Annotated in this window: 9 protein-coding genes and 1 other annotated feature (1 of these 10 cut by a window edge); of the genes, 7 read left to right on the plus strand and 2 right to left on the minus strand. The window is 35.1% G+C overall.

All coding sequences use genetic code 11. The features are described from left to right. The first annotated feature begins 15 nt into the window (after positions 1 to 15). The 3 genes from ACONDI_RS00610 to ACONDI_RS00620 all read left to right on the plus strand — a co-directional run bounded on the left by ACONDI_RS00610 (position 16) and on the right by ACONDI_RS00620 (position 3343). Positions 16 to 945: a slipin family protein gene (locus ACONDI_RS00610; RefSeq protein WP_241079565.1), complete on the plus strand. Its 930-nt coding sequence runs from the start codon at positions 16 to 18 to the stop codon at positions 943 to 945. A gap of 66 nt (positions 946 to 1011) precedes the next feature. After that, complete coding sequence (locus ACONDI_RS00615) at positions 1012 to 2418, plus strand: B12-binding domain-containing radical SAM protein (protein ID WP_241079566.1); 1407 nt, start codon at positions 1012 to 1014, stop codon at positions 2416 to 2418. Between the two features lie 103 nt (positions 2419 to 2521). Beyond that, the gene (locus ACONDI_RS00620; protein ID WP_241079567.1) at positions 2522 to 3343 is read left to right on the plus strand and encodes an undecaprenyl-diphosphate phosphatase; all 822 of its coding nucleotides are present in this window, start codon (positions 2522 to 2524) and stop codon (positions 3341 to 3343) included. Positions 3344 to 3780: 437 nt separating this feature from the next. Here the strand turns inward: ACONDI_RS00620 and ACONDI_RS00625 are convergent, their stop codons facing one another. Then, positions 3781 to 4884: an acyl-CoA dehydratase activase-related protein gene (locus tag ACONDI_RS00625; RefSeq protein WP_241079568.1), complete on the minus strand. Its 1104-nt coding sequence runs from the start codon at positions 4882 to 4884 to the stop codon at positions 3781 to 3783. Then, positions 4884 to 5813: an acyl-CoA dehydratase activase-related protein gene (locus tag ACONDI_RS00630; RefSeq protein WP_338086476.1), complete on the minus strand. Its 930-nt coding sequence runs from the start codon at positions 5811 to 5813 to the stop codon at positions 4884 to 4886. Before ACONDI_RS00630 ends, ACONDI_RS00625 begins: the two co-directional genes overlap by 1 nt. A gap of 167 nt (positions 5814 to 5980) precedes the next feature. Here ACONDI_RS00630 and cooS point away from each other — a divergent pair, with 167 nt between their 5' ends. The 4 genes from cooS (at position 5981) to ACONDI_RS00650 (ending at position 13560) form a co-directional block, all read left to right on the plus strand. Continuing rightward, entirely contained in the window at positions 5981 to 7909 is a 1929-nt protein-coding gene (cooS, locus tag ACONDI_RS00635) for an anaerobic carbon-monoxide dehydrogenase catalytic subunit (protein WP_241079570.1), read from the plus strand. A 233-nt stretch (positions 7910 to 8142) separates the two neighbouring features. Then, positions 8143 to 8664: a DUF2062 domain-containing protein gene (locus tag ACONDI_RS00640; protein WP_241079571.1), complete on the plus strand. Its 522-nt coding sequence runs from the start codon at positions 8143 to 8145 to the stop codon at positions 8662 to 8664. Between the two features lie 55 nt (positions 8665 to 8719). After that, a complete protein-coding gene (locus tag ACONDI_RS00645) occupies positions 8720 to 10093 on the plus strand; it encodes a B12-binding domain-containing radical SAM protein (RefSeq protein WP_241079572.1) in 1374 nt (457 codons plus the stop codon). A 503-nt stretch (positions 10094 to 10596) separates the two neighbouring features. Further along, on the plus strand, positions 10597 to 13560 hold the full coding sequence (locus ACONDI_RS00650) for a PAS domain S-box protein (protein WP_241079573.1): 2964 nt from the start codon (positions 10597 to 10599) through the stop codon (positions 13558 to 13560). 161 nt (positions 13561 to 13721) lie between these two features. Next, positions 13722 to 13779 (plus strand) — a binding site (T-box leader); it runs 281 nt beyond the window's last position.

A 13779-nucleotide genomic window follows, 5' to 3' on the forward strand; every position in this document is an offset into this window, starting at 1 on the left:
GAAGGGGGACATTTGATGTTTGGTAATCAGATTGGTATTCTTGGAATATTAGTAGTAGTAATACTCCTCTTAATAATGGCGATCAGAATTGTAAAAGAGTATGAAAGGGGAGTAGTATTTAGGCTTGGAAGACTTGTAGGTGTTAAAGGGCCAGGGCTTATCTTCATTATTCCTTTCATTGACAAGATGATAGTTGTTCCACTTAGAATTGTGACTTTTGATGTTCCTGTGCAGGAAGTTATAACAAAGGATAATGTAACCTGTAAAGTAAATGCCGTTCTTTATTACCGGGTGGTAGAACCCTCAAAAGCTGTAGTAAATGTTCAATATTATCATGATGCAACTACGCAATTAGCTCAAACTACACTTAGAAGTGTAGTAGGCCAGGCAGAGCTAGATGAACTTCTAGCAGAGCGTGATAAGCTTAATCAAAGGCTGCAGGAGATAATTGATGATGCGACAGACCCTTGGGGTATAAAAGTTACCACTGTAGAGATAAAAGATGTGGTTATACCAGATAATATGCAAAGAGTAATAGGAAGACAAGCAGAAGCCGAGAGGAGAAGAAGATCTATTGTTATCCAGGCAGAAGGGGAAAAACAAGCAGCGATCAAACTAGCCAAAGCAGCTGAGATATTATCAAAACAAGCAGGAGGACTTACCCTTAGAACACTTCGAACAGCGTCAGAGATATCTGCAGAAAAAAGTTCAACGTTATTTTTCCCTTTACCAATGGAGATAGGAGATATATTTTCTAAACACAATTTAGGAGATTTATTAAAAAATAACCCGGATAAAGATGCAAGTGCAGAGGATAATGGTAATGAAGATACTGGTGATTCTGTTGATGAAAATATAATACCTGAAGCTGGGGAAGAGTTAATTGAAGATGACAATATGCTAGATAATGAAACAAATATTGATGATAAGACGGATGACAAATAGTGTGAACCTCCCATAAAAATATATATTAAAAGTACATATGTTGATATTTGACAGGAGGTTTTTATTATGAGGATTTTGCTAATTCAGCCGCGGCGTTTAGGAATTGGCTTTAGAAGTCTTATGCATATTGAACCTCTTGGACTTGAGATGTTGGCAGGAGCCTTGGAAGGTCATGAGCTAAAGATTCTAGATTTCATGAGTCCTGAAGAAATAATTAGGGAAGCAATTACTTTCGAACCGGATATGTGTGGTATTTCGTGTTCATTTACTGTAGATTTAGAAAATGCCTTGAGTATTGCTAGAGGTATAAAGGAAAACTTGCCATCAACATTGATTTTTGTAGGTGGTCACCACGCAGCAACGAACCCTCAACATTTTAAAGATTTGTCTGTAGATGTGATAGCTTTGGGGGAGGGAGAAGAGATAGTTAAGGATTTAGCAGAATATCATGCTGAGGGTATAGATCTAAAAAAGGTTTCCGGGATAGTTTTGAATGAAGATGACGGAGACGGGATAAAGCAGCGTTATACAAGTTCTAGGCCCTTGATTTGGGATTTGGATAGACTTCCCCATCCACGAAGAGATCTTGTGTCAGCTTATAGAAAGAATTACTATTTAGGTTTAAGACGTCCTGTATATGCTCTAGAAACCGCACGCGGATGTCCTTATAAATGCAAATTTTGTAGTGTATGGCATTTTTATCGAAGCAGTTACAGGATGAAAAGTGCAAAAAGAGTGTTTGAAGAAATTGTAGACATACCAGGGGATACTGTATTAATTACAGATGATAATTTCTTTGCAAATATAGATCGTGCTTACAAAATTGGTGAACTTCTAAAAGAAGCAGGGGTGAAAAAATATTATAATGTTCAAGCTAGAAGCGATGACATAGTTTCTAATTTAGAACTAATTGATTTGTGGAGGGAAGTAGGCTTATCTTCTGTGTTTATTGGTTTTGAACAGATTGATCAAAAAGGATTAAATGATCTTAACAAAAGAAATAGTATAAAAAACAATGAAAAAGCTCTATACGAGTTAAGAAAAAGAGGGATGGGGGTTACTTCATCCTTCATAGTTGATCCATCTTATGATGAAAAAGATTTTGATGTAATGCTAAGCTATATAAAAGAAAAAGGAGTAAAAACACCATCTTATTCTATTTTAACTCCCCTACCAGGTACCGTCCTCTATGAAGAAATGAAAGACAAAATAGTAACAGAAGACTGCCAGTTATATGATCTACTTCATGTTGTTTTACCAACTAAACTTCCCTTAGAAAAATTCTATAAAGAATTTGCCAAGCTGTGGAAAAAAACCTATATTGAAGGTGTGAAAAAACCGTGTGTTAGATCTGTAAAAGACGTGGCTTTTAATCCTGCTATGTGGTTTCATTCACTAAGTTTACTAAAAGGCATGAACCGCTTCTTTAAAGCAGAAAATTATTTAAAATCCCATGAATACAGAAATATTTAAAATAAGCGATAAGCATAGTTGATAATATTATCTATATTGTTGACATATAATTTTAATCGGGAAAGAGGTTAGAGGTTTTCAGATTGATTGGAGGTTTTCCCGGTTGAATTATATTGAAGCTATTATTTTAGGGATTATTCAGGGGATAAGTGAGTTTTTGCCTGTATCTAGCACTGCTCATTTGATAATTGCTGAAAATGTATTAGGAATTACATTTCCAGGCCTTGTTTTTGAAGTTTTTTTACATTTCTCCTCAGTTTTGGCAGTAATAATATACTTTGCTAAAGATTTAGTCAAACTTATTAAAGGGTTTATTAGTTATACTTTTTTGGGTAATAAAAATTATATTTTTGAATTTAAACTTGGATTATACTTGGTATTAAGTACAGTTGCCACTGGTGTATTAGGGATATTACTAGAAGGGATTTTGGATGAGCACCTTAGAGGAACGGTTTTGATCTCATTAGGCTTATTTGTAAGTGGTATATTATTATGCCTGGTTGAAAGACATCAAAATTTTTCTATTAAAAAAGGTAAGAACCAAAAACATATAGATGAGATAGGATGGATAGATTCAGTGATCATTGGGATATGGCAGGGTTTTGCTGTGATCCCGGGGATATCACGCTCAGGGGCGACAGTTGTTGGGGCTCTCTGGAGAAGCTTAGAAAAAGAAAGCGCCCTATTTTACTCTTTTTTTCTTTCTGTCCCTGTTATAGTAAGCTCTTCAATTATCAAACTTCCTGATATAGATGGGGCTCTTTTGAGTAATTACCCCGGTGAAATGTTTATTTCCTTTGTTACTTCTTTTGTATGTGCTTTGCTTGGAATAAAATTTTTGATCTATCTAGTAAAGCAGAGTAAGCTAACCCATTTTTCTGTTTATTTATTTATTCTTTCGAGCTTAACTTTAATTTTTATTTAGTCGCAAGAATTTGCTAAAATTCTAGCAAAGTAAAAGCTCATTTATGGTAGCAAGGCAGGTGTTTTTAATAAATATCAATAATGAACTGTAACAGAGCTCTTATTTAATAATAGTAGTAAATACTAATGCTATACTCCTAAATAAAATGACTAAGATTAGTAAATTAGAAGGATAAAATATAGGAAGAGTGCATCAATAATAATTATTCTTTTTTGTGTTAAAATTTGTTATAAGAACATTAATAATAACAACATTCATTAGAAGCACCTCAGAGGTGCTTCTAAGTTAAACAAAAAACATTATAAAAATATTGTTATACTGGGGGAATTATTGATGAGCAAGATTTGAGAGAAAAAGAAAATTTTAGTATCGATGGAGATATTGTAGAAAAATGTACTAAACTAGACAAAAGCTTTTATATGAATTTAATGAATAATTTAGGCTGTTTTTCTTTTTCTTTTGATAAGATCTGTAAAAGCCTCAAGTCTTGTTACAGTACCTGCTTCACCTGTCTGTTCATCAAATATCATTGACAAAACAGGAAGATTAAAGTCTTCGCTTACTATAGGGAAAACACTTTGAGCTGTAGTTTCTGGCATACAGGTAAAGGGGGCAACATGAATAATACCATCATAACCTTCGCCTGCGTATATCACTGCTTCTCCTATGGATTCTCTTCCGTGTCCACCGACAAAGTGTTTGATGTATGGTTTTGCTTTTTCTTCGATTTTCTTTTTCTTTTGTTTATATTTTTGCCTGCCAAGCGGATGAATGTTTTGGCTGACCCACTCACTCAAATACACACTTCTTTTGACTTCACATCCCATTTCACCAAGTCTTTTCTCAATATCAAAATTAGCAAAAGATTCGAGAACCATGTATATTTCTCCAACAATAGCTACTTGAACAGGATTCTTTGGTCTTGGGGCCAGGCTTAGATTGTCTATTCTGTGGTCAATTTCTTCTTTGACTTGATATATTTTATTTAAATCCTCTTCTTTATCAACCATTTTTACTATTTGATCTTTAATATTATCGCAACCATCTTTGTTTTTAGAACTTATAATTTCATATGGACGAGTCTTGCTTAATTTTTTGTCTAGGTAATCTAACACATGCATTTTTGCCCAGGCTTTTTGAAGCGCTGTTTTCGTGTTTTTTATAGAAGAGCCATTTTTTACTTTCCATATTTTTGATAGCATATCACTAATACTTACCACCGGAGGATCAATAATAACTGCATCAATATCATATCCTAGGTCATTAAGTATCTCTTTTTGGATGTGTCCGTATAAACCAAATCGACAAGGGCCACCGCCACCCGCCATAAAAATTGTATCTGCTCCCTTCTCAGCTGCCTCAATAAAATTGCCAAGGGTTACTTTTAAAGGGAAACAGGCGAATTCAGGGGCATAGGTAGTACCTAGTTCTAGGGTTCTCTTTGTATTTTTTGGTGGCACAATAACTTCATGGCCCAAATTTTCAAACAGGGTTTTCCCCATGACAGATATATTGCCCATGTGTGGGAAAGCTATCTTCATTAGTTAGTAATCCTCCTTTCTAGAAGGTCCATAAATGCTTCTAGTCTTGTAAACATACCAGCTTCCCCTGTATGTTCATCGAGGGTAAGGGTAAGATTAGGTATAGAACTTATTTGTTTTACTTTTCTTTCGATTAATTCACATACTATGGAATCAGGCCCACAACCAAAAGTGATAACCTGCACAATTCCGTCTACAAATCCATTGTTTGCTAAGTAAAGAGCACTCCCAAACAATCTTCTGTTTAAGGTCCAGTATAACTTTTTGTCAATATGTTTGTTACCTTCATCGATATCTTTGTTACCTATCATATTAGAGGTGATTATATCATAACCTGCTCCTTCGATTTTCTTTTGTATGCCGATTCCTGTAATTTCGTCGTTAATTATATAATCGCGGCCGATAAGGGCGATCTTTTTGTTATCTTTATTTAACTTATCTTTTAGCTCTGCCTGTTGGTTTTTAATAGTTTGTTTATGTTTAAGGCTTGCTTTCAGAAATGCCTTGTAACATTTTATGTAAGGTATATTGAGTTGATTACCAACTTCTAGGGCAGCACTTTTCCAGGTTTCTTTGTTATTATAATTTATTGTAGGAACAATTAAAGGTGGAAGATCTGAAATATTTTGCTCAACTGTATCTGGCAGCCCCATAAACCTTGGACACAAAAATTCTTTTTTATTTATACTAACCAACCTGGGTACAAATATATAGTCTACTTTGTCAGCTAATTCTAATACATGTCCGTAATAAAACTTAACTGGCAAACATGTTTCAGACAAAGCAAGCTTAGTCCCTTCATTTAGGACTTCTTTATTAGAAGGACCTGTAACCTTTACTTTAAAACCTAATTCTTCAAAAAAAGTTACCCAACCATCATTAAACAAATGAAAAAATAAGCCTCTTGGTATTCCTATTACGGTATTAATTTTATCATACCTCCAAGTTTAGTTGAAACACTTTGTTAAATTATATCTCATTTATCACAAAATAACTACTTCTATAAAGTTGTGGAATTTCCTTTGTATAATTTTATAAAAAGTAATCAGATTTAACATACTAAAAAAGTAAGTAAATATGACAAGGAGGTAATTCTATGATAAAATCCAAAAATATGGTACATAGAAAAGATGGCAGAATTAGTGTCCATGATTCTGTGCAGGAGATGTATGAGAAGCTTTCTAAGGAAGGTCTTACTAACACCTTTGATAGATTTGACCCTATGGAAAGGATAAGGTGTAATTACTGCAGGCAAGGTATAAGCTGTCAGTTATGTACGAATGGCCCCTGTAGAATTTCTGACAAAGCTGACGTGGAGCTAGGGGTTTGTGGAATTGACAGAAATGCTATGTCCATGAGAGATATGCTTCTTAGAAATGTGATGGGAGCTTCAACTTATGCTCACCATGCTTATGAAGCTTTTAGGACCTTGAAGTCAACTGCCAATGGGAAAACACCTTATGAGATAAAGGACACAGACAAACTATACAATCTGGCAGAAATCTTTGGCCTTAATACTTCAGGCTCAAAAGAAGATGTGGCTGTTAGATTGGCTGAATTTTTCATGGAAGAATTGCATCATGATTATGATAGACCAAGTGAAGTTGTAGAGAAATTTGCCCTAAGGTATAGGAAGATAAAGTGGAGAGATCTAGGTATTTATCCAGCAGGATTGATGCATGAGATAAAAGATGCTACAGCTAGCTGTTTGACAAATGTTGACGGGGATCATGTGTCTATGGCAAAGAAAGCTATGAGGCTTGGAATTGCTACTATATATGGGGCACAGCTTGGATTAGAGATGGTTCAGGATATAATGTTTGGAACTCCCATGCCTCATGAGGTTGACGTGGACTTTGGGATAATGGATCCTGATTACGTTAATCTAGTGTTTAATGGCCATGAACCCTGGATGGGTGCTGCAGCAATAAAAGCTGCCAAAGACCCAAAGAATCAGCAAAAAGCTAAAGATGCAGGTGCCAAAGGAATAAGAGTTGTTGGTTCTATAGAAACTGGGCAGGAACTGCTTCAAAGATTTCCTATGGATGATGTTTTTGTAGGACATATTGGAAACTGGCTAGCCATTGAGCCCCTCCTTGCAACGGGTACTGTAGACGTATTTGCTATGGATGAGAACTGCTCTCCACCTGCTCTTAAACCTTATGCGGATAAATACCAGGTGACCCTTGTGGCAGTCTCTGATTTGGTTAGAATGCCCGGTGTGGAAAAGATATTAGATTATAAGCCTCCAGAAGTAGCCCAGATGGCCCAGCAGTTAATTGATTGGGGTATTGAAAATTTCCAAAAAAGAAAAGATACAGTGACTCCTCATGTTCCAAATAAAGTGACAAAGGCTACAGCAGGTTTTTCTAGTGAAGCTGTGTTAAATGTCCTTGGTGGATCAATTGATCCACTGCTAGATGTGATTAAAGAAGGTCACATAAAAGGAATTGTAGCTATAGTAAACTGTACGACCCTTTCGAACGGACCTCACGACTATATGACTGTTAATCTGGTTAAAGAGCTAATTAAAAAAGATATACTTGTAATTGCAGGTGGATGTGGATGTCATGGACTAGAAGTAGCAGGATTAACGAATACAGAGGCTATAAACCAGGCTGGTGAAGGGCTAAAAGCTGTCTGCAACAAACTTAATATACCTCCTGTCTTGCCCTTTGGAACATGTACAGATACCGGTAGGATTTCAATGCTTGTGACACATATAGCTGATGCTTTGGACGTTGATGTTTCTGATCTACCAATTGCTGTGAGTGCTCCTCAGTATTTAGAACAAAAGGCTACAATAGATGGAGTGTTTGCTCTAGCTTATGGGACATTAACACATCTATCTCCAACCCCTCAGGTCACTGGTGCACCTGACCTGGTAGAACTTCTCACTGATCAAGTAGAAGGACTTACAGGCGGAAAGATTATGCTTGGCGACGAACCTACTGAAGCGGCCAAGAAGATAGCTTCGCATATTAATAGCAAACGGGAAAAACTTTTGGCTCCACAGGGAAGTTAGTTTCTCCGTGAGAAGTTAGCCTCAACAGATATTAGATAATTTTAATAGTAAGATAATAAACTTCAGCCCCCCTGTTGGGGGCTAAATTGTTTATTTTGATGATTCTACTGCAAAAAGTCATATGAGCATGTGAGTAGACTTTTTGCGGTAGAATCAATTTTAGTTAAACTTCAAAAATTAATTAACAAGTGGTAGAATGTTATACAGGCATATAATATAGTAGTGGTGATCTAATGGTTAATAGAATAAATGACCTTAAAAATAGAATAATCAACATAATGAGTATGACCGCTACGCCTCAAAAAATAGCAATAGCAGCAGCTATCGCAGTTTTTTGGAATTTCATCCCTTCTTTAGGAGTAGGGCCTATCTTGACTTTTATGGCAGCTAAGCTATTAAAAGGGAATGTTGTAGCTGCGGTAACCTTAAATATTGGAACAGGTTTTTTTATACCACTCTTTTATACCTTGAATTTGATTACAGGCAGAGCTATTACCGGAAGGTCTGCTAATAATAATGCTTCGAGTCCGGGTGAGGGAGAGTATGTGGATTTAGACACTTTTTCTATAGATAGAATAAGAGAACTTTTTGAAGCACCAAAAGGTGTGATTTTGGATACAGTTCAAACATTATCTTATGATTTTGTTATTGGTTCTGTTATTAATGCTTTTGTTGCCGGGGGCTTTTTATATATTTTATTTTTATTTATTCTTAAAAGAAGAGAAGCTAACAAAAAACAAAATATGGATGGATGATATTTGGATTTTATGATAATTTTTAAGTAAGACATTGAAAGGGGATGAAAGGAAATTGAAAATTACTCTAATTGAGCCAAAGTCACCGGGAGTGCACGTGTACAGCAGGGTGATGTTACCCAGGTTAGGGCTTCCGTTGATTGGAACAATTTTAAGAGATTTGGGCCATGATGTTAAGTTATTTGTAGAAGAGATTGAGCAGGTTGATATGGAAAGGGTCAAAGAATCAGATCTAATAGGCTTTTCGTCAACAACTTCCACTGCACCTAGAGCATATCGCTGGTGTGATGAGATTAAATCAATTAATCCTGAAATACCAATTGTTATTGGAGGAGCCCATGTAAGTTTTTTGGTAGAAGAGGCATTAGAACATGCTGATTACTGTGTTATGGGAGAAGGTGAGGCTCCAATACAGCAGTTGGTTAAAGCGTTGGAAAATAATGAAAAACCAGTTGATATTCCAGGGCTTGCGTATAAAGATGAAAAAGGTGAAATACATAAGCCAGATAGAGCAGCCTTTGCTGAAGTTAATAACTTTCCCCATCCTGATCTGAATTTAATAGAAGGCAGCGAGAAGATGAGTATTAAGCCTGTGATTGGTTCAAGGGGATGTCCTTATGGATGTAATTTTTGTTCGGTGATCCAGATGTTTGGTCGAAAATACAGGTTCTGTGATATTGATGGTGTGATAGATCAATTAGAAAATACCTCGGCAAGGCATGTATTTTTCTACGATGATAATTTTGCAGCTAATGTAGAGAGAACCAAGGAAATGCTTAGGGAAATGATTAGAAGACAGATTAAAGTTAGCTGGTCTGCTCAGGTTAGGGTTGATATAGCTAAGGATCCGGAGCTTTTGGATTTAATGAGAGATGCGGGCGCTAGCATGGTTTATATAGGTTTTGAAAGTGTCAACCCGGAAACATTAAAAGAATACAAGAAAGGCCTAGAAATTGAACAAACGATAGAAGGTATTAAAGCAATTAGAGAAAGAGGTATTATGATTCACGGAATGTTTGTAATAGGTGGAGATAATGATGACATAAATAGCCCTAAGAAAACTGTAGACTTTGCCTTGGAGCATAAGATAGACACTATTCAGTTATTGACGTTAACTCCACTGCCTGGGACACCCTTTTTCGAACAATTAAAAGAACAGAACAGATTAATAAACACCGACTGGGAGTATTATGATGGACATCATGTGGTTCATATGCCAGCCAAAATGACCCCTTATGAACTACAGGTTCAGCTTATGAAGCAGATGGCCAGGTTTTATTCACTTAAGCGCTGTATGCAGGTGGCATGTCGTTTGAACTTGATAAGATTATTTTTTAGGTTTTATGGATTCAGGACTGTAAAAAGATGGATATCTGATAAAACCAGCCAGGACTATGTTCAGTATTTGAAGGAGAGTTATTCTACTTAATAATTTTATACACATACCAAAACTTACTTTGTTTGCAAAGGTCTATTCCGCATTAATAGGCAGACGGGGATGTTTTTTCTCCGCCTGCCTATTTTTAATATTTTTACCTTATTGTTTTTTTAAAGATGTCCTTCTCAGCGCCACATTATCGGTAGTCCTTTAGTACTATTTTATAATTATCAAATTATCAGAAAAAGCTTTGAAGGATAATACTTATTAAAAAAAGAACAACTATATATTAATACAAATTGTAATAGGAACAAAACTAAAAGAATTTTTTTTGAATACTTAATAACTAAAGAAAAAGGAATGTGGGGGTTATCTTTAATAGTAGCATTCCTAATAATATTTAGCTTTTTAATAACTGCAGATTTCCTAATAATAGCTAGAATGAGTTTAGTTTTGTTGTTAACTTTTGTTATAACTTATTACTTTAATTGGTTTAGAAAGAAAGGTTAAATGAACAAAACTGTTTGATGTTATTTCTAGAGGGGGGACATCGAGTGGTTAATACTTCACTTTTAAAAGATAACATTTCAGATGCATATGCTTATCATAAGGTGGTTTTAGATAATGGACAAGTAGTAGACTATATTTTTATAGATATAAATGATAAGTTTACTGAATTTACGGGGTTAGGTGAAGAAATACTAAACAAACGAGCAACCGATGTTCTGCCTGGTATAGAAAATTCAAGTTTTGATTGGATAGGCATATATGGTGAAATAGCTCAAAATGGTGGCAAAAAAACCTTTAGTGCTTATTCAGAACCTTTGGGGAAGTGGTATGAGGTTAAAGTATACAGTGACAAACAGGATTATTTTGTGACACTATTTCAAGATGTCACCTATCATGAAGAAAAAAAATTATTAGATAAAATTCTAGACTATACTATTAAATGTCAACATTTATCGGCAGAGGATTTAGATTATGACTTTTTTACCAAGTCAATTAAAGAAATAACAGGAGCAAAATATGTCGTTTTAAACCTGGTTTCACAGGAAGACTATAATGTAACTATAACTAAGTCTGTCAGTGGTATTTCTGATAAAATAAAAAGATCGCTAGAAAATTTTGGGTTCCAGCCTAAAGGGGCAAAATGGAAAACTAATCACGAAGGCTTAGGTATTAAGGATAAGCTAAGTCGCGTTAATGATATTGTTGCTTCTGAATTTGTAGGAGATTATTATACTATGGAAATGAGTTATTTAGATGACATCCTGGGTTCTGTATCAATTATTATGCCTAAAGGTGCTAGTTTAAAATATAAAGAGGCAGTTGAGATGTATATCAATCATATAGCATCAACGCTTAAAAGGTTACAATTAGAACAAGATTTAATTGAAAAAGTTAAGGAACAAGAGCTGCTGTTAGATAATATAGAAACTCAAGTATGGTATCAAAAAGATATAGAAACATATGGGAATATAAATAAAGCACATTCAGAATTTTTGGGTATTGAAAAACACAAACTAGAGAACAAATCATTATGGGAAGTACTGTCTAAAGAAGAAGTCGAAGTTTGCTTAGAAGGCAATCGGCAGGTCTTTGAAGAGAAAAGACAGATTAAAACTGAGGAATGGGTTGCCAATAAAAATGGTGAAGAAAGACTTTTAGCAATTACTAAAACTCCCAAGTTGAATAAAGACGGTGAAGTGGAATTTGTCATATTTTCAGCTGAAGATATAACAGATAGAAAAGAATTAGAAGAAGAATTAAAATTACAAGCCCAAATGCTCGATATAGCTCCGGGTGCTATCATGGTGCATGACTTTCAAGGAAATATACTCTATGCAAATCAAAAGACATTTGAAATACACGGTTATGCTGAAGAAGAATTTATGAATAAGACTCTACATGAAATAGATACACCTGAAACCCAAGAGCTTATTCCTTTGCGTATGGAAGAGATTAGAAGAAAAGGGGAGGCTTTCTTTGAAGTAGAGCATTACCGTAAAGATGGCTCAACTTTTCCTATGGAAGTATATGTGAAACTAATAAACTGGCATGGAAGGTCAGCTATGATCAGTGTAGGTTCTGATATTAGTGAACGAAAAAAGGTAGAAAAAGAACTGCAAAAAAGCAAAAAGAAATACGAAAAATTAGCTGAAGAGGCTCCTATTGGAATAATGACTTGCGATAACCTGGGTGATTTGAATTATATAAACAACCAGATGTTAAGGTACCTGGGTTCTCCTGATGAAAAGAAAACAAAAGAAATAAATCTTTTGGAATTTCACTTGTTAAGACAATCTGAATTTTCAAACAGGTTAAAGGAATGTCTAAACAGCGGAGAAATAAAAGATTTTGAAATGGAATATACATCTTTTTGGGGTAAACATTTATGGGTTAAAATCTATATCTCTCCTCTTCTAGAAGATAACGTAATAACAGGTGCCCAGATCATTGCAGATGATATAACTGAACGTAAGCAGTACGAAAACAAAATACAATTTTTAAGTTTTCATGACAGCCTTACGGGTCTTTACAACAGGGCTTATATAGAGGAAGAAATGAAGCGGCTAGATACTAAAAGACAACTTCCTATTTCTATGCTTATGGCTGATTTGAATGGATTAAAATTGGTTAATGATGCTTATGGACATAAAACAGGAGATAAAATGATTAAAAAGGCGGCAGAAATATTAAAAGATTCTTGCAGAAAGGAAGATATAATTGCCCGTTGGGGTGGAGATGAGTTCGTTGTATTACTACCAATGACATCAAAGAAAAGCGCTGAAGAAATTGCTAAACGAGTTTTGTGTAACTGTGAAAATAGTTTCATTAAAACAATACCTGTTTCAATGTCTTTAGGGTATGCTACTAAAGATAGCTTTGAAATAGATTTGGAAGATGTTTTAGTCAAAGCGGAAAATTATATGTACAAGCAAAAAATTGCTGAAAGTAAAAGTAAAAGCGGCAGCGTTCTGCTTGCTTTGCTGAGAACTCTACAAGCTAAAAGTTTTGAGACAGAAGAACATGTTCAGCGTATGCAGAAAATCGGGCTTAAGATAGGCGAAAAGATAGGGCTGCCTAATGAAGAATTAAACAGGTTGAAAGTTGCAGTTAAATTGCATGATATTGGCAAAGTTAATTTGCCTGAGGAAATTTTAGTAAAACCAACTTCTCCTACTGAAGAAGAATGGGAAAAGATTAAGGAACATCCAGAAATAGGTTATAAGATAGCACGAGCAACAGAAGAATTTAGCTATGTAGCTGAAGAAATCTTAGCTCATCATGAACGTTGGGATGGCAAGGGCTATCCCAATGGGTTGAAGGGGGAAGAAATTCCTTTATTGGCGAGGATAATTGCAATTGCTGATACATTTGATGTAATGGCTAATGGAAGACCTTACAAAAAAGCTGTATCTGATGAAGATATTTTAGCCGAATTTAGAAGATGTTCAGGGACTCAATTTGACCCTAATTTAGTTAAAGTGTTTACCAATATTTACAAAGACGTTTGAAATAAATTTAGTAAAAAGATTATTAATGAAAATTCCAATTAATATGTCACAGTTGATTTTTGTGAATAATTGTTTTGAGAAGGGTTGCATTTGGGTATTGACAATTGAGCATAATAGTAGTATGCTTTGAAATAACTAAAATAAAATAATTAACACCCTGGTTAAAGGCGAAGACTGGGAAGAGTAGCTGATAAGTTTTCTTTTACAGAGAGCCGGGCT

It is taken from the genome of Natranaerofaba carboxydovora, assembly GCF_022539405.1.
Lineage (GTDB): Bacteria > Bacillota > Natranaerobiia > Natranaerobiales > Natranaerofabaceae > Natranaerofaba > Natranaerofaba carboxydovora.

Bases quoted from the DNA above. Each gene is read 5' to 3' on its own strand.
- ACONDI_RS00625 (WP_241079568.1), bottom strand. From the start codon at position 4,884: ATGAAGATAGCTTTCCCACACATGGGCAATATATCTGTCATGGGGAAA.
- ACONDI_RS00610 (WP_241079565.1), top strand. From the start codon at position 16: ATGTTTGGTAATCAGATTGGTATTCTTGGAATATTAGTAGTAGTAATA.
- ACONDI_RS00640 (WP_241079571.1), top strand. From the start codon at position 8,143: ATGGTTAATAGAATAAATGACCTTAAAAATAGAATAATCAACATAATG.
- ACONDI_RS00615 (WP_241079566.1), top strand. From the start codon at position 1,012: ATGAGGATTTTGCTAATTCAGCCGCGGCGTTTAGGAATTGGCTTTAGA.
- cooS (WP_241079570.1), top strand. From the start codon at position 5,981: ATGATAAAATCCAAAAATATGGTACATAGAAAAGATGGCAGAATTAGT.